Source organism: Coleofasciculus sp. G1-WW12-02 (assembly GCF_040219735.1).
GTDB lineage: Bacteria > Cyanobacteriota > Cyanobacteriia > Cyanobacteriales > Coleofasciculaceae > Coleofasciculus.
Genome location: NZ_JAVJRX010000042.1, coordinates 1 through 16,917, shown reverse-complemented (window position 1 = coordinate 16,917; position 16,917 = coordinate 1). Strand labels below are relative to the sequence as shown.

The 16,917-nt window shown below is 45.7% G+C and carries 17 protein-coding genes and 1 pseudogene; 8 read left to right on the top strand and 10 right to left on the bottom strand.

Going from position 1 to position 16,917, the window contains the following annotated elements; translation table 11 throughout:
- Positions 1-397: 397 nt before the first annotated feature.
- Positions 398-1,222 carry a hypothetical protein gene (locus RID09_RS07330; protein ID WP_446335291.1) on the bottom strand — a complete coding sequence of 275 codons (825 nt, stop codon included), beginning with the start codon at positions 1,220-1,222 and terminating at the stop codon, positions 398-400.
- 428 nt (positions 1,223-1,650) lie between these two features.
- On the opposite strand from RID09_RS07330, the gene RID09_RS07325 reads away from it, so the two are divergent.
- Positions 1,651-2,532 (top strand): OmpA family protein, encoded by an 882-nt coding sequence (locus RID09_RS07325; protein WP_446335290.1) that lies wholly within the window; start codon positions 1,651-1,653, stop codon positions 2,530-2,532.
- A gap of 69 nt (positions 2,533-2,601) precedes the next feature.
- Entirely contained in the window at positions 2,602-3,609 is a 1,008-nt protein-coding gene (gene fmt, locus RID09_RS07320; RefSeq protein WP_446335289.1) for a methionyl-tRNA formyltransferase, read from the top strand.
- Here the strand turns inward: fmt and RID09_RS07315 are convergent.
- The 3 genes from RID09_RS07315 to RID09_RS07305 form a co-directional block, all read right to left on the bottom strand.
- Positions 3,589-3,816 (bottom strand): hypothetical protein, encoded by a 228-nt coding sequence (locus RID09_RS07315; protein WP_446335288.1) that lies wholly within the window; start codon positions 3,814-3,816, stop codon positions 3,589-3,591. The genes fmt and RID09_RS07315 overlap by 21 nt on opposite strands.
- A 158-nt stretch (positions 3,817-3,974) precedes the next feature.
- On the bottom strand, positions 3,975-4,436 hold the full coding sequence (locus tag RID09_RS07310) for a pentapeptide repeat-containing protein (RefSeq protein WP_446335287.1): 462 nt from the start codon (positions 4,434-4,436) through the stop codon (positions 3,975-3,977).
- A gap of 295 nt (positions 4,437-4,731) precedes the next feature.
- The gene (locus RID09_RS07305; protein WP_446335286.1) at positions 4,732-5,187 is read right to left on the bottom strand and encodes a hypothetical protein; all 456 of its coding nucleotides are present in this window, start codon (positions 5,185-5,187) and stop codon (positions 4,732-4,734) included.
- 108 nt (positions 5,188-5,295) lie between these two features.
- Here RID09_RS07305 and RID09_RS07300 point away from each other — a divergent pair, with 108 nt between their 5' ends.
- Entirely contained in the window at positions 5,296-6,261 is a 966-nt protein-coding gene (locus tag RID09_RS07300) for a YihY/virulence factor BrkB family protein (RefSeq protein WP_446335285.1), read from the top strand.
- On the top strand, positions 6,258-6,731 hold the full coding sequence (locus RID09_RS07295; protein ID WP_446335284.1) for a DUF4112 domain-containing protein: 474 nt from the start codon (positions 6,258-6,260) through the stop codon (positions 6,729-6,731). The genes RID09_RS07300 and RID09_RS07295 overlap by 4 nt, the downstream gene beginning before the upstream one ends.
- Positions 6,732-6,871: 140 nt before the next feature.
- Here RID09_RS07295 and RID09_RS07290 read toward each other — a convergent pair whose 3' ends face one another.
- Together RID09_RS07290 and RID09_RS07285 are read right to left on the bottom strand one after the other, a co-directional pair.
- Positions 6,872-7,675: a cobyrinic acid a,c-diamide synthase gene (locus RID09_RS07290; RefSeq protein ID WP_446335283.1), complete on the bottom strand. Its 804-nt coding sequence runs from the start codon at positions 7,673-7,675 to the stop codon at positions 6,872-6,874.
- A gap of 494 nt (positions 7,676-8,169) precedes the next feature.
- Positions 8,170-8,973 (bottom strand): hypothetical protein, encoded by an 804-nt coding sequence (locus tag RID09_RS07285; RefSeq protein ID WP_446335282.1) that lies wholly within the window; start codon positions 8,971-8,973, stop codon positions 8,170-8,172.
- A gap of 200 nt (positions 8,974-9,173) precedes the next feature.
- Here RID09_RS07285 and RID09_RS07280 point away from each other — a divergent pair, with 200 nt between their 5' ends.
- Complete coding sequence (locus RID09_RS07280) at positions 9,174-9,389, top strand: hypothetical protein (protein ID WP_446335281.1); 216 nt, start codon at positions 9,174-9,176, stop codon at positions 9,387-9,389.
- A 163-nt stretch (positions 9,390-9,552) separates the two neighbouring features.
- Positions 9,553-10,587 (top strand): hypothetical protein, encoded by a 1,035-nt coding sequence (locus RID09_RS07275; protein WP_446335280.1) that lies wholly within the window; start codon positions 9,553-9,555, stop codon positions 10,585-10,587.
- Positions 10,588-11,065: 478 nt separating this feature from the next.
- Here RID09_RS07275 and RID09_RS07270 read toward each other — a convergent pair whose 3' ends face one another.
- A complete protein-coding gene (locus tag RID09_RS07270) occupies positions 11,066-11,221 on the bottom strand; it encodes a hypothetical protein (protein ID WP_446335279.1) in 156 nt (51 codons plus the stop codon).
- Between the two features lie 70 nt (positions 11,222-11,291).
- Here RID09_RS07270 and RID09_RS07265 point away from each other — a divergent pair, with 70 nt between their 5' ends.
- Positions 11,292-13,874, top strand: a complete 2,583-nt coding sequence (locus tag RID09_RS07265; RefSeq protein ID WP_446335278.1) for a glycogen/starch/alpha-glucan phosphorylase — start codon at positions 11,292-11,294, stop codon at positions 13,872-13,874.
- Positions 13,875-14,116: 242 nt separating this feature from the next.
- Here the strand turns inward: RID09_RS07265 and RID09_RS07260 are convergent, their stop codons facing one another.
- Both RID09_RS07260 and ribD read right to left on the bottom strand, forming a co-directional pair.
- Positions 14,117-14,743 carry a hypothetical protein gene (locus tag RID09_RS07260; RefSeq protein WP_446335277.1) on the bottom strand — a complete coding sequence of 209 codons (627 nt, stop codon included), beginning with the start codon at positions 14,741-14,743 and terminating at the stop codon, positions 14,117-14,119.
- Between the two features lie 154 nt (positions 14,744-14,897).
- Positions 14,898-16,061: a bifunctional diaminohydroxyphosphoribosylaminopyrimidine deaminase/5-amino-6-(5-phosphoribosylamino)uracil reductase RibD gene (gene ribD, locus RID09_RS07255; RefSeq protein ID WP_446335276.1), complete on the bottom strand. Its 1,164-nt coding sequence runs from the start codon at positions 16,059-16,061 to the stop codon at positions 14,898-14,900.
- 363 nt (positions 16,062-16,424) lie between these two features.
- Between ribD and RID09_RS07250 the strand changes: the two are divergent.
- Positions 16,425-16,541, top strand: a pseudogene (locus RID09_RS07250) (RRXRR domain-containing protein); the annotation flags it as partial.
- A gap of 166 nt (positions 16,542-16,707) precedes the next feature.
- Here RID09_RS07250 and RID09_RS07245 read toward each other — a convergent pair.
- Positions 16,708-16,878 (bottom strand): hypothetical protein, encoded by a 171-nt coding sequence (locus RID09_RS07245; protein ID WP_446335275.1) that lies wholly within the window; start codon positions 16,876-16,878, stop codon positions 16,708-16,710.
- Positions 16,879-16,917: the final 39 nt, after the last annotated feature.

The following is a 16,917-nucleotide window of genomic DNA, read 5'->3' as shown; positions in this document are numbered from 1 at the left end:
AAGTCCAATTGTTGCAACGAAGCACCGGACTGGTGTCAACAGTTGGATTGTCACTCTCTACCGCATTGAGCGGCGCGGTTTGACCTCTATCCCCCTCCGACCTACTTCGTTGAGGTCGGAGTCCCACGAGTTTTACGATGGACGAGGCAGAAAGCGGGGTAGTAGGTAAGCGTAGACACTAGGGAAGAACGTGGAGATAGACTTAAACTGTTGAGTCTTGCCTAGACAGATATGTATAACTTTGCATAGATATGACCCCCATTCAGCGACCATCTTTTTTAAGTGGCGTGGTGAGGAATCCCCGTGCGGCAAACGCCGGGGAGGATGTCAACCTTCCTTTCTAAATAGTAGGGACAATTCATAAACTGTCCCTACTCTGTGCTATTTACCCTTGTGTTTACCAACGTGCTTGAGGTCCAGTCCAAACCTGGTGAACCACTTGACCATACACAATTGGTTCATCTTCAAAGGCGAGGGTGGTTTCACCTCGGAAATCAACAGACAACACGGGCCAACGCTCCTCACCAAGTTCACCAACTCGAAACAGAACCTGATCCGGATAGGTTTGACTCCACCCCAATAGCACAGCATGGTTATAGTCAATGGGTTCAGGTGCGACAGTATACGTGCGATTTTTTTGGCGATCCCAAATCACCGCATAATCCGAGGCAAAGGATGTACTGAACAAGCCTTCAAACTGTCGTGCTAAAAGGCGATCGCTAGACGGTGACCAAGAGACAGGGAGCAAAATAGCGAATGTTCCTGGCATATCCGCATCTTCGTTACTGACTAAAGGATTATCAGATAAGGGAGATGACGCCGTAAGCGTTTGCAAATCCCCAGTTTGCAAATCTTCCAGAAACATCACACTGGTAACCCGGCTGCGGTATAGTTCAGGTTGCCCTTGCATGGAAATGCGGCTATAGGCAGCATATTGACCGTCTGGAGAAATTAATGATTGGCTGCGGTAGTAGCGTAAACCGAAGGTTTCACTCGCCGCTAGTTCAGCTTGGGTTGTCAACACCCAATTCCAAGGGACAGGATGAGGACTATCGAGAGGATCAATCTGCTCTAGAGTCTCAATCATATCGGGAGCAATTTCTTCAGTCACGTCGAGATTCGCTGGGGAAGAAGACACCGATAGGGGGTCTGTTTCTAAAGGTAAATGGGCTGGTTCAGGGGTATGAACCTGTTGAGCTTGGGCAGATACGTTATAAGTCATCAGTAGCCAAGGAGCAAACAGTAAGAGGTATGGTTGTGAGCAAAACCATCTGAATAAGCGGACGATTATGTTGAACATCGATATGGGTGAGGTTGCTAAACGCTGCGTCTTGTGTGAGGAGCAACGTTTTGGGAACTATGGCAGTGTTCTTTAGTCTATGTATATCAAGCTAAGGAACCTTCCAACTCAACCTTTTTACGAAAGTTTTCACTCCTGACTCAGGATGGGTGATTGGGGAAGAGGTGATTGGGGAAAAGGTGACTGGTGATGGGGTATTCTCCCTTGTCTCCTCTGCACCTGTGTACCTGTGTACCCTGTCTTCCTTGTCGGGTTAGAGGTGGTGACAAACTTCTGGCAAGTGGCATGATCGAATTAATGGATGTATTGGTGTTATTCTTCTAGGGTCTGAATAAAATTCAGGAAAATCGGTGATCCAATCGGCTCGTTCAGCAGATAAAACTACTTCTGCCTCTTTGAGGTCTCAACGTCCTTGGTTTCTCATTTTTATATTCCGAGTGCTACTATTGGGCGTCAGTGGAGGCTTAGCCCTAATTGTAGGCATTGTCCTTGCCACTTTCTATCCCAGAACCAACCCAGAGAAACCCTTATTCCTCAAAATGGCAACCCCTTTTGAAGGGCGGACGCCAGTTGTTTCTCCCCATACTACCCCAACATCGATACCAGAACCGACGGGTTCGTCACTTCAACTTACCCCTGTACAGAGACAACAGGTGCAAGCCCAGCTCACTCAACTGCAAGGTCAACTGCGAGCATTGAGTGAGGGAGTTGCCACATTAGAAGCCCAACTGGGTAGTAGTCGCCCTAATGAATCCTTAGAAACACGATTGCAAGCGATCGCGCTGCAACTCGAAGGTGTTCAACCCCCCCCTGAAGAGGCAACATCAAATGGGAATAATCCGAATGCTACGATCATGGCAGCCCCATCGGACTCGTTCGGCTCAACCCAAACATTGAAGGTAACTTTACCGAGTGATGTTCTGTTTGAGGGAAATAACAGCCTACTGCGTCCGGAAGCGGGCTTGATTTTAGACAAAATTATTGCGGATTTACGTAACTATCCCTCAAGTACCATTCGCATCGCCGCTCATACAGACAGCCTGGGTGAACCTGAGAATAATCGTGAACTATCCTTTCGTCGTGCCAAAGCCGTGGAGCAATATTTCGCTCGTGCTTTGGGGGATGACTATCGCTGGTTGGTTGTCGGTTACGGTGGAATTCGTCCCATTGTGTCAAATGATACCGATGCAAATCAACAGCGCAATCGCCGGATTGAAATTGCTGTTGAATAAATTTGTCATTCGTCACATTTGTCGAGCAAGAGCTTAGTAAAAGTTTAGTATTTATTTTTGACTGAAAAGATGAATGTTATTTTCTTCGGTACGCCTCAATTCGCCGTACCCACTTTAGAACGCTTAATTAACCATTCAGAATTTAATGTTCTGGGTGTAGTAACCCAACCTGATAAACGTCGAGGGCGGGGGAATCAGCTATCCCCTTCACCGATAAAAACCCTGGCACTCACCCATCAACTGCAAGTCTGGCAACCCAAACGGGTGAAAAAGCATAGGGAAACCCTCAGTCAACTCAAACAAGCTGAGGTAGATGTATTTGTCGTTGTCGCCTATGGACAAATTTTGTCCCAAGAAATTCTAGATATACCCAGACTCGGCTGTGTGAATGTCCATGGTTCAATTCTGCCGAACTATCGGGGAGCCGCCCCAATCCAGTGGTGTTTGTACCATGGCGAAACAGAAACGGGTATTACCACCATGCTGATGGATGCTGGGATGGACACAGGACCGATGTTACTGAAGGCTCACACACCCATTGGCTTATTGGATGACGCCCATGACTTAGCCGCAAGACTGTCTGATCTAGGTGCGGATTTGTTAATCGAAACGCTGCTGAAGCTAAACCAAGGGGAGGTTCAACCCATCGCCCAAGATGATTCCCAAGCCACTTATGCACCCTTGATTCAAAAGTCAGATTATGCTGTAGATTGGTCGCGCTCTGCCATAGCCATACACAATCAGATCAGAGGATTTATACCGAATTGTGTCGCCTCATTTCGGGATCAATCGCTGAAAATCCTGGCAACTGTTCCTCTGGGAGAGGCTTATTTCCCCCAATTGCCTACAGATTTAAAGATTCCGGAGCAACAGTGGTTGTCTGTACGGGAAGCGTCTGGGCGTCCCGGAGAAGTGGTTAGTATTATTAAGGGAGTTGGACTGATTATTCAAACAGGTGAAGGATTGTTGTTACTGCGCCAAGTCCAGCTAGCTGGCAAACGCGCTCAGTCTGCTTGGGACTTTGCCAATGGTATGCGGGTAGCTGTGGGAGAGGTTTTAGGCAATGGTCAAGTTTAATGGCTGATGGATCGCTATCAGTTGGAGGTGGGTGTCGCGATCGCGAATTGCTTCTAATCTTGTCTGTTGGTTCGGTGTCAACTTCTGATAAACCTGCTCAAACTCTTGATACGTATAGTCTTCAATCACGGCGTAGATGTCACCCACCGTCTGTGCCTTTAAAATCGCCGTTTTGAGTTGGGCAAGGGTTTCACTGTCATTGGTCATCCGTTACCTTCTTTAAAATCGCACCTACACTAGCCCTTGCGTCCCCTTGACAAGGACTAAGGAAAATTAAGCAAAGGTAACCCAGCGAGAGCGGGTTACCTTTGCTTACCCTGCTATTTCAGCCTAAATAGTCTTAGAGCAGGAAAAGAGCCAGTTAACTAATACCAATCTGGAACGATGTCTTCTGCTCCTTCACCCCCTACACCGATGCCTGTGTAGAATATATCAGCATCGCTGATAGTCATATCCTGCATTGATGCACCATATACGTTGGCATCGTAAATTGTGGCTTCCGTAAAATCTACCCGATTCAAATTCGCTTCTTTCATATCCGCATTGGTGACAAAAGCGCCTGTTAAATTCGCCCCTGCCAAATTTGCCCCGCGTAGGTCAGCACCTTCAAGGTTCGCATGGCTCAGGTTGGCGCTTTGCAGATTTGCCTCTCTCAAGTCAGCACCAATCAAATGGGCACCCCTGAGATTGGCTCCCGATAGATCGCAGTTTGCACATGCTCCAGTAGATAATAACTGTTGCACATGAAGTGGATTTTCAGCTTTGACGGAGCTAGCGAACACTAGGGGAGTAAGTAAGGTTAACATTGCTAGAATCTTATATTTCATAAGTTCCCCCTTTATCTTTAATTTTTTTTCCGTTCTTTACCTCACTTTTCTATTATCTCATTAAATGAGCCAAAATGTAAATGCAGGTTCCCTGACAAAGGCACTCTCAGGGAAAGATACTCCTTAAGCATGAAAATTTTTCTGTTTATTTTTTCCGCTATTCTATCCAGAGATCAGATAATGCCTCTGCCTTTAGAGAGAGAAACGATGACAAAATTGTTACATTTTTAATTAAAATACATAATTTTATAATTCATAATTCAAAATTAATACATAATTAATGATTCCTAATCTCTCATTTTTCTGCCGTGCCACGTTGCTTGGTCAACTGGTCAATCGTATCGCCAATGACAGCAGTTAAGCTGTTGCGAGTTTGGGCGTGATTGGCTTGCTCAATTTTCAAGGTATCAATGAGGCGATCGCGATCCATCATCACCTGAATTAATTTTTGTTGCAACTGTTCTGATGTTTGCAGTTTTGCCACCTCCTGTTCAATGGCACAGGTGGCGTCGGGATCTTGAGCTTTAAGAAGATCCTTCTCCTGTTGCAGTTGCTGGATTTCCAGGTTTAAGGCATCGATCTGTTGTTGTGCCAGTCGAGCTTCGGTGCGGCGTTGCTGGGCTTCGGTATTGTAGAGGCGACGCCAATTGGCGGCAGATTCATTGGCAGCATCGCGATCGCGAATACTATCCGCGAGTTGCTGTTTCAGTTCCTTGATTTCGGCTAACCACTGTCTGACATCATTGCTCATCGCACACGGCTCCTGTAGGGGGTTCTGGACAAATAGGGCGTTGTGTAGCTCCCTAGAGTGACTCCTTTTGGTATTTAATGGTCAAAAAATTTGCCACAGTAATGGTGAATGATACTGCTAGCCAACCTATTATTTATGCTACGTCCCCGTCTACTCCGTTTCTTCCATTTTTTTCGTTATCTGAATCTGGCAACCCTGAGAATCACCGTTAGCCGTGCCTTGAAACATCGGCTCTTGAGTTTGTCCTCTCAGATGGCATATAACGCCATGTTAGCCCTGTTTCCAGCCATTTTGGTGATTTTCACGGTGATTGAGTTATTCAAACAGTATTTCCCTTGGACAAATCCAGCCGATCAGCTAGGGGAAGTGGCGCCGGAAGAAGCGCTGCAACTAATGCGTAATTTTGCTGATGGAATCAACTTCACAGACAATCGCGGTTTATTTTCGCTGAGCTTCATCATGGCAATTTGGGTGTCTTCCGGGGCGCTGAATGCGGCGATGAATGCCCTCGACCAAATTAATCAAATTCCTTCGGAAAAAAGCCGACCCTTTTGGAAAGCTAAGTTGATTGCTATGGGTTTAACTCTAGGCAGTGTTTTACTACTATTCATCGCCTCCTTTATCCTGTTTATCAGTAGCTGGGTGGTCAACTTGGTAGAATACAAAAGCATTGTGATCATCTTGTTGACGCTCTTACGGCTTTTAAGTTGGCTCATTGCCTTAGGGTTGGTTGCTATAGTCTTTGCGATTATCTACCGCTTTGGCATCAGCCACTGGCGTCCGGGAACACCGATTATACCTGGAGCCATTTTGGCAGCGGTGTTATGGGCGATTGTATCCGGCGTGTTTCGGCATTACGTGGCGTCGAATTTCAGCAATTATCACAAAATTTACGGCGCTTTGGGAGCGGTGATTGTTTTACAGCTTTGGTCATATATGACATCTCTGGTACTTTTATTAGGAGATCAACTTAATTTTACGGTAGGAGAGGCAATGCAAGCGGCTAAAGCGCGATCAATTGAGAAAACTGAAATAAAGGCAGTGTCTAAGATATCTGAATCCAAAATCCAATGATCCATGACTCCAAAACCTCTACTCTCCGGCGTCTGCGTCGGTTGAGCCATTTGCTCGACAATGCCATTCCTATTCCGGGAACACCGTGGCGTGTCGGGTTAGATCCGCTGCTAGGTTTGTTACCAGGGGCAGGTGATTTTTTAGGAACAGCGTTCTCCGCCTATATTGTACTAGAAGCGGCACGGATAGGTATCCCGCGATCGCTATTAGGGCAAATGGTTATGAATATCCTTTTGGATACAGTTATTGGTTCTGTGCCAATTGTGGGCGATATTGCTGATGCAACCTGGAAAGCGAATTCTAAAAATATTGCCTTATTGGAAACCTATTGGGATAGTCCGCAACCCCCAAAACAGACGGATTGGTTTTTTCTGGTCTGGCTATTGGTCGGGTTAGCTTTAGCCGTAATAATTATCGCAGCTCTTAGCCTGCTACTCATCAAGGCACTACTAGCAATAATTAACGGTTAAAAACTAGAGCTTGAATACAAGCAATTTTGACCGACTCTATTTTTATCTATATCATCGTTGGACATAAAAGACCAAAGTTAGTCCTTAGGGGGTAGATTTCTCATGCATCGCCCTATGTCTGGTTACTTGCTGCCAGTGCTTTAAACAGTGGCATAAAATATACAATCCGGTTCCTCATTACTATAAATATATTCATGATCGAACGCTAGAAAATCAAGATTACAGCTTATTGAAAACCCTAAATTTATAACAATTTTATGTGCAAAGGTCGATACAACCAACTCAACAAGTTTCTTCTCCGGAATATTAGGCTGTTTGATATAGTAATCGCGCTTCGCAAAAAATAGATTTTCATTTTTTGGCACAACAATTCCATTAATTCGATGAGCGTGTTGGATGGGTTTGATATAGGTTCGGATAAAACTTTCTTGATTTTTCTGAAGCTGATACAATCGCTCATGTTGTAGCCAACTCATCTGAAACATCATTTTGATCACTTCACAGCCCAAAATATAATTAAAAAGATCATGGCGTTCTTCTGCACTGTGAATCAGTCGCAGCACAAACTCCAAATAGAGTTCGGGTTTTTTTTGTAATGTTTGTGCTGAATGAATACAAAATTGTTCAACATAGCTATTTAACACCAAGGGAGTCAGTTCTTTTTCAATACAGAATTCTCGTAAATACTTGGTGACTAGCTGAAGGCGGATGCGATCTTGCAAAATCTGTTCAACTAAGCTATCGGCGACATAATCGTCTAAAAAATCCGTCAACTCGGCTTGTATTTCTGGCGAAGTCGCACACATTAAATAACAGAGTGACATAATATGCTTTCGTTGATCTGAGGGAAGGGTATTTGCCCATTTTTTCACAGCTAATGTAATTTTCGCTAGGACGCCAATCCCTTGAGTTGCTTCTAGACTGTGCGAGTTCTTGGTTAGCATGGTTGAAACTATCATGAACAACGGTTTGAACGGTAACGGTTAGGAAAATCATTAATGTAACAGCATCCTTGCAGATATGACAACTGATCACTGAGCTGTTCCGTTTCTGATTTGATTACAATTCTTAAAAAACAGTAAAATTTCTCACGATCGCCATTGTGTCATATTCAACATTCTAAGTCCCTGGACATAAATTATGTCCGCTATACTAAGAGATGTTAACAAGCATCAAATCTTTACTGTTCCCCGTTCTCTATTACGAGTTCCTTTTTCCTCACGCTCAGCTTTAATTGTGTCCGACTACTTACCAGATCTTTGAATATCTGAGTCTCTTCGTGGACATATTAGACAACTCTTTAGCTCAGTTTGTCAACCTTTGCGATGGAAAAGGTTAGAGAGGAGAGAACAAAGTTAATTTTTTTTACAATCTGTAGTAGTCCTCAGTCTAGACGACATCAGCTACTGAGAATTATAATAACAAATTTTCAGGGTGGTCAGCAAAGAAAAATACATTCGGGTTCGCAATTAAAAATAGAGTCGTAGTCAAACATGACAAAATCAAGGTTATGGCTAATAAAAAAACCAAGGTTGCTGGCTTGAGCAATTGTGAAAGTAGACATGAGCAATTCGGTTAACTTTTTGTCTTTGATATTCGGGTTTTTGATGAAGTAATCCCGTTTAGCAAAGAAAAGTGTTTCGTCTTTTGGGACAACAAGACCATTCAAACGATGGGCATGTTGAATGGGCTTAATATAATGATTAATAAAGTATTCCTGATTTTTTTGTAAACGATAGAATCGTTCGTGTTGCAACCAGCTCATTTGGAAAAGCATTTTGATGATTTCACAGCCTAAAATGTAATGAAATAGATTATTTCGTTCTTCGGAATCATTGATCAGATGGAGAACGGCTTCTAAATACTCAATGTCGCGATTAGCTTGGGTGCGTAAATCTTGGGCGGAATGAATGTAATACTGTTTAATATAGTCTTTTAAGACAGTATTCGTGAGTTTTTGCTTAATGTGGAGTTTTTTGAAAGAGCGAGTCACCCAATCTTTTGGAGTTTGCTCTTGTAATATTTTTACGACCAAACCATCGGCTGTATAATTGTCTAGAAATTCGGCTTGTTTATCTAAGGGAACAGAACAGATTAAATAACACAGCGATAAAACATAGCGTCGCTCCTCCCAGGATAAATTATTAGCCCATTTGAGAACTTCTTGAGGAATAATTTCAAAGATACTGACTGTATTTAGGCGTTCGGAATCAACCGAAATTGGATAATTTAATGTAGTCATAACCTGAAACCGTCATCATAAGGGAAACAACAAGACTTTAAAGTTAGAGTGTAAGCTCTAAAAAAATGAAACTGATAAATTTATCGAGATATCCAGTAGCGTCTTCCTCTATCCCTAGAGACTGCCTCTGGCTTAGCATGAGAGTAACCCCATCATCAACTCGCCGGGGAGAGAAAAGGGAAAGTTTTCGCGGCTCTGTGATGGCTGTCCCGTTGGACTGGATAGAGAGAGCGATCGCCGCCGGCATAATTCTCCTCCTAGAGATACTACCGCAAAGAAAGAAAAATCAACCCCTGCTTCCCTTCAGTCGCCAGTCTACTATCCGAGTGCAGCACTCTCATCGGTTGGTGATCACCTTAACTGACTATCTGCTCTTATCTTACGGACAGGGTAGTAGCCAACCTTACTATCTATAGGCATAGCATAATTGATGCCAAAAAAGTGAGCTGAATCCTTGCCGATTGGCATATCTTGTGCATTAGCCTCACCTGCCTCACCCCTATTACTCTATTGGTGGCGTCCCTCTATAATTTGAGAAGCTGTAATAACCCCGTTTGATCCCTCGACGATTGCATCCCTATGGTTGAAATCCCCGAATCCACTGCCGAACTCGCGGCTGTCCTCGAAGAACCCGTTGATTTGAATTTCCAGCTTCCTGATCCAGAGGATGAGGACATCCAGGAGTACGATTTTCAGCAACTCGTTGATAATGCTTGGCGAGTGTGCGATCGCTTCGACTTACAAACCGAGATCTGGCGCGGGCGGATTCTGCGTGTGGTGCGCGATCGCGAAAAAAAAGGGGGGGATGGACGCGGTACAGGCTTTCTCAACTGGCTCAAAAGTCGCGAAATTAGCAAAAGTCAAGCTTATTCCCTGATTGAACTGGCAAATAGTGCCGATACCCTCCTCGCCGAAGGTAAACTCAACCCCGATGCGATCCGCAATTTCAGTAAACGAGCATTTGTCGAAACCGCCAAATCTGCCCCCGAAGTGCAACAATTAGTTACCGATAAGGCGCAACAGGGCGATCGGATTACGCGGCGTGAGGTGAAGCAGCTAGCCGATGAATGGACAGCCATGTCCTCAGAGTTACTCCCCGATGAAGTCAAGGAAAAAGCCTCAGCCGGAACCATGCCCGCCCGTTATCTAGCACCGTTGGTGAAAGAAATGGAGAAGTTGCCAGAATCCCACCTGAAACCGTTACAAGAGGAAGTCGCGGCAAATCCTGATGTGGATACGGTGAAGCAAACGACATCAGATGCCCGTTTCTTGGCGAAATACCTTGACGCCGCCGCCCAAGTGCAAGCCATTCAGCATTCATCTTTGGATATGGAATTGGCACTCCAGGAAGCCCTGCGGTTAGACTGTTTGAATACGGCAGCTGATTTGGTCAAACAGGCTTTAGTGTTGGAGCAAACCGTGGGTAAACTTTATACGAGCTGGAAACGGTTGAGTAGCCTATCTGACCGATTATACGTGGATACTGGGGCAAGTACTCCCCATCTGCGATCGCTGCTCAATTGTTTGGATCGTCTTACCAATGATGTGATTGAAGTTCCCCTGGATGAAACAGGCGAACAGATTGTGCGGCTTAAGCTAATGGTGGATACTTGACACTCCCCCGGTTGAAAACGCGGGGGATTCTTCGCTCATCTAATCACCAAGCGAGTATTGACTTTCATCAATACACGCATAAATACACGCATAAGGCGAGTTGTCCCGAAGCGTTTATCCAGTATTTCTGGAATTTATGACAAGAAATAAAACTTTAAGAGTTCGATTATCCGAAGATGAATTCGACAGACTTAAAGACTATGCACAATCTGACTGCTCGGCTTATGCTTGAGAGTATCGATACGAATAGATGACGGGCTTGGCTTTAGGGGAATCATCTCCTGATGGCAAACTGTGCAAAACCAATAGACACCTTGTCGTCTTACGTGGCGCAAGAGGGGATGACCACAACAAAGACAAGTTTTGACTCCCATGATTAACTATCTCCTGATTTCATAAACATTTGTTAACCAAAAATCCGCGAATCGATGACTAAGACAAGTAATAAGTCAGTAGAAAAATTCCGATACCACGCGGTTCACCAGAGCGATCGCACCTGAAGTGGAACCGACTCCACAGACCACTTAGCGCCAGCAGATAACAGATTTTTGCACAGACGTTCCGGATCGTGGTCTGGTGCGGTTAAGCTGGCTGGTAGAAGGAACGAAAACCCCAACGTCTGACACCTTGGCATCGCCAATTTTAGAGACTAGAGTAGCAGGGGGAGCGATATTAAATCGTGTCATCAGTAACAACCAGTCTGTATGAATAACCAAGTTTTTGAACCCAACAGCAATCAACCCATCCAGTCGAACGTCTGCCTCCCGGAAATTCAAGTAGAAGACGATCGCACCGGAATGACGGTGGAGACGCTAAAACGTGCCTTCGCCGATAACCTGTACTACATCCAGGGCAAGAATGAGTTCTTAGCCACCCCCTACGATTACTACATGGCTTTGGCTTATACGGTACGCGATCGCTTGCTGCATCGGTGGATTAATACCACGACAACCTACATTCAAAAAGAGGTCAAGACCGTTTATTACCTCTCGGCAGAGTTTTTAATGGGTCGTCAGTTAAGCAATAATTTGCTCAACCTGAATATGTACGACCGGGTTTGTCAAGCCTTAGAAGAATCCGGGTTAAAGCTGGATGATCTAATGTCACTCGAACCTGAACCCGGACTGGGAAATGGGGGATTAGGTCGTTTAGCCGCCTGTTTTCTGGATTCCCTTGCTACCTTAGAAATTCCAGCAATGGGCTACGGGATTCGCTATGAATTTGGCATCTTTGATCAACGCATTGAAGAGGGCGCTCAAGTCGAACATCCCGATAAATGGCTGCGTTTCGGCAACCCCTGGGAAATTCGCCATCCAGAGTTAACCGTTGTGGTCGGGTTTGGCGGACGTACCGAAGGGTATGATGATGATAAAGGTCAATACCGGGTGCGTTGGATTCCTGATCGCAAAGTCTTGGGCACCCCCTACGATACACCCGTACCGGGATACCATAACAACACGGTCAATACTCTACGTCTGTGGCGGGCAGGTGCCTCTGAAGAGTTTAACTTCCAGGTGTTTGACAGTGGAGACTATGCAGGCGCGGTTACAGACAAGATATTCTCCGAGAATATTTCAAAAGTCCTGTATCCCAATGATAATACCTCTCAGGGTCAACAACTGCGCCTAGAACAGCAGTATTTCTTCGTTAGCTGTTCTCTACAAGACATTATCAACACCTACCGCCGCACTTACCGGAATTTTGACCAGTTCCATGAAAAAGTCGCTATCCAGCTCAATGACACCCATCCCTCGATTGGGATTGCTGAATTGATGCGGCTGTTGGTGGATAAGTATCAATTGGGATGGAACCGAGCTTGGTACATCACCAAGCACACCTTTGGCTATACCAACCATACCCTTCTATCCGAAGCCCTAGAGCGTTGGCCCGTTCGCTTATTCGAGCGTTTGCTTCCTCGACATCTGGAAATTATCTACGAAATTAACCACCGCTTCCTCGAACAGGTCAAAGTGAAATATCCCGGTGATGGGGATCGGCTACAACGCATGTCCCTGATTGAAGAAGGTGGCGAAAAGTTTATCCGCATGGCACACTTAGCTTGTGTCGGTAGCCATAGCATTAATGGGGTGGCAGCACTACACACAGAGTTGCTCAAGCAGCGAGTTTTGCACGATTTCTATGAAATGTTCCCCGAACGATTCAATAACAAAACCAATGGCATTACCCCGCGCCGCTGGCTATTGCTGAGTAATCCCCAACTTTCCGACTTGATTACGGAAAAAATTGGTGGCAATTGGGTGAATAACCTAGAAGACCTGCAAAAACTGGAAGCCTTTGTCGATGATCCGGAATTTCGTCAACGCTTTGCCGCGATTAAGCAGCAGCACAAGCAAGAGTTGGTGGACTATATTTTGCTGTTTAATGACGTAGAAGTCAATCCCAATTCCTTGTTTGATGTACAGGTGAAGCGATTACATGAATACAAGCGTCAGTTATTAGATGTCTTGTATATCATTACCCTATACAACCGCATCAAGCGCAATCCGGGAGTTGATATCCTACCCCGAACCTTCATTTTTGCAGGCAAGGCGGCTCCGGGCTACTATATGGCGAAGTTGGTGATCCGATTGATCAATGCTGTCGCTAAAGTGGTCAACAACGACCCTGATGTCGGTGGTCGAATCAAGGTAGTGTTTATGGAGGGATTTTCTGTCTCTTTGGGCCAGAAGATTTATCCGGCGGCAAATCTTTCCGAGCAAATTTCCACAGCAGGCAAAGAAGCTTCCGGTACAGGCAATATGAAGTTTGCCCTCAATGGAGCGCTAACCATTGGCACCTTGGATGGGGCGAATATTGAAATTCGGGAAGCTGTGGGGGCTGATAACTTCTTCTTGTTTGGTTTAACCGCACAAGAGGTATTTGACTTGAAAGCCCGGGGATACAACCCGATGGACTACTACCATAGCAATGCTCAATTAAAAGAGGTAATTGATCGCATTGCTGCGGGTGACTTCTGTCCGGAGAATCCAAACTTGTTCAAGCCAATTGTGGATTCACTCCTCTACAAAGATGAGTACCTGTTGTTTGCCGATTATCAATCTTACATCGATTGCCAAGATCGAGTTAGTCACGCCTATCGCGACCAAGACAATTGGATTCGCATGTCTATTTTGAATACGGCTCGCACAGGCAAGTTTTCCTCAGACCGCACAATCCGGGAGTATTGTCAAGATATCTGGAATGTAGAATCGGTCTCGATTGACATTGAGGAATATGTGCAAGAAGAAGCCGGGTTGAAGGTAACAAAGCCACCACTGCGTGTTTAAGTCAAAGTGCGATTAATTTAGGTGCATTTGTTAACTATCTCGGAGTCAGATCTAATCATACTTGAGGTCTGACTCCTGATTTATACCGGAATGGTAAAGATGTTCCGGTGGAATGTCTCTACTCAATTCTTATGTGCCTAGGGTCAACTTGAGGGGAATGCTTACAGCGCTTTTCAAGTAAATGGGGTACACAGATAGATCCCCGACACTATCTATAGTTTTTACTTGAGTGGTACAAGATGTCACTGGGCGGGTGGGAAATCTTGGGCAGGTATATCCTGATAAGGAGACGGGGGTGAAGACTCTGGAGAGTCGTGTAGAAGGTTTGAAACTAGGGTATAGCTCAGACAAGCAGGAACAGCAATTGCCATCAATACGGCGAATAGACCTAACCAGCTTTGGGCAGTCCATGACGACCCATAATAGCAACGGTAGGGATCAAAAGGTAGCTGTTGGGGATCAATGATATTACGTAAAGCAATCAATCGCTTAAATCGGACTCGCCGATCATCGAGTTTTTCTAGTAGAATCCAACCTGCCAGGGCTTCTTCTTCACACAGTTGTTGAAACACAGCCGGTTTATGAAATAAGTCGCGGTGCGATCGCACAATTTTGAATTCCCAGCCAACCAGTTGCGGGTCAACTGAAGGTTGTTCCGGATGACTCATACGGTCAATGGTGCCGTTGGCTTGTCGCTGTTTTAATAAAGCTGAGTCTTCTTTTGCATCAAAACCCGTCACAATTTCTTCTTCCTCCTCCTGATAATGATGACTCCTGATCATCTGTCGCCAGCGCAGCCATGTACTGACAACCACTGACTGCCAACCTAGATTACCGACTAATAGGCTGAAAATGGTCACTTCAAGCATTTTTTAGTCATTTGTCATGCGTCATTTGTTATGATCGCTTCTCTCCAAGCAAGCACTGAGTCAAGGTGGGTTTAGCGATATATAGATGGCAAGAAACGATAATGGTGAAACTCGCCCCGATAACCTGCAAAACTTAAACCTCTTTTGCGGTTATTCATAATTCATAATTCATAACTCCTGGCACATAGCCTTCCACAACATAATCTGATCCAAGCTGACGCCAACTGACTCGTTCGAGCGTCAGGGCGTCTGTCATTGTTGCTAGTCCCAAATCCCCAACAGGTGAAGGCGCTGCTTTGCCGCCAACGATTTTCGGGGCAATAAATGCCAGTACCTTTTGGACAGTGCCATCCGCGATTGCCCTTGCTGCCAAGATCCCACCGCATTCCCATAACACCGTTGAAAGCTGTCGATCGTACAGATACGCCATTGCCTTGGCGGGTGTCAGAGGCGTCATTTCAATGACTTCTACTCCCTTGTTCACTAGCTGGTGCTGTAAATCCGGATTGGCTCCAATCTCAGTCAAAACTAACGTGGGAGCATTAGCGGTTTCCCATAAATGGGCATTGATCGGCAAGTCTAAGGTGCGACTCATGACAACTCGCAACGGATTGTGGGTATCGGTATCATGACTGGTGAGATAAGGATTATCCAGACGCACAGTATTACCACCCACGACTACAGCATCACAAGCCGTCCGTAGCTGATGCACATACCGCCGCGCCTCTTGACCTGTCACCCAAGCACTGTGACCACTTGTGGTGGCAATTTTGCCGTCTAGTGTCATGGCATATTTCAACATTCCCCAGGGACGCTTGTGGAGGATGCGATGAACAAAGGCTTCATTGAGCTGACGACAAGCCTCAGTTTCCACACCCACCAAAACGTCGATTCCCGCCTTTCTTAGCCGCTCAATTCCACCACCTGCCACCAGAGGATTGGGATCAACCATACCGACGACAACCTTGGCGACTCCTGCGGCAATTAATGCTTCTGTGCAGGGGGGTGTTCGTCCATAGTGATTACAAGGCTCCAAGTTGACATAAATGGTCGCTCCCTGAGAGGTTTCACCCGCTTGACGTAGGGCAAAGATTTCTGCATGGGGTTGACCAGCCCCTGGATGAAATCCCTCTCCCACGATCTCTCCATCCCGGACAATGACAGCACCCACTAAAGGATTGGGGCTAGTTCGTCCGAGGGCACGGCGAGCAAGTTCGATGCACCGTTGCATCATCGTGCGATCAAATGGCGTCCAATGAGGAGACGCCGATGACGCCGATTGAGCATCAGGTTGGGCGTCAACGGGAGAGTGTTCCATTGGTCTGCTGTTTTTCTGGTTATTCTTGAGTTTAGAGTATACGTCCTCGGCATAACAGATTCAGGAATTTCTTTTCCAGCGATCCAGCAACGTGCTAGAGTGTCGGCTGACCTAAGCACAGTTAGTGGTCAAAAGAAGTGAAGACGTTCCGCCGGAATGTCTTTACAAAGTATGCCCTTGAGTGAAGCGAAGGGTAATAAGTCACTATTCAACAACCCTAACCTAGCTATCGCTGCTCTGTTAGGGATTGCCGGACAAACGGACCCTTTAAACCGTTGAATACCGCACAGAGTCTAAACCTGGTACAAACTCTTGGATACTTCCCTAGTCCAAGTTATCTTTAAGGCTTTTTGTCGAGTCGCTATTCAGTTAACCTTTGAGGCGGGTGAGGATACTCAGCCGATAGCCATAGGTATAGACCCAGGCAAATGCTACTCAGGCATTGGGGTTCAGTCAGAACTTGCTACCCTTTGGATGGCAGCGAAGCACGGGGTTAATCGTCGTGCCTTCACCTGGATTGTCAAACCTTATCGCGCCCTTGCGACACGGTTTGACCTCTATTCCTCTCCGGGTTGCTTCGCGCTCACCCAGAGTCTCACGAGATAAGCGATGAAAATGGAGAGCATCACTAACGGCATAGATATCTTTATCGCCGATATTCATCGCCACAATCTCCGACGATTTGATACAAGTCTTGCGACTTGACCAATACCGCTTCAACAAAATCGCGGGAATCCTCGCCCTCAACTCTCGTAGGGCGAGGAGGGATAGAGGGATGCCGGAAGAATGGAGGCATCCAATTTTTTACGCTACGCATAGACCGTTATTCCTCCTGATTAACTTGACCTTGCTAGGA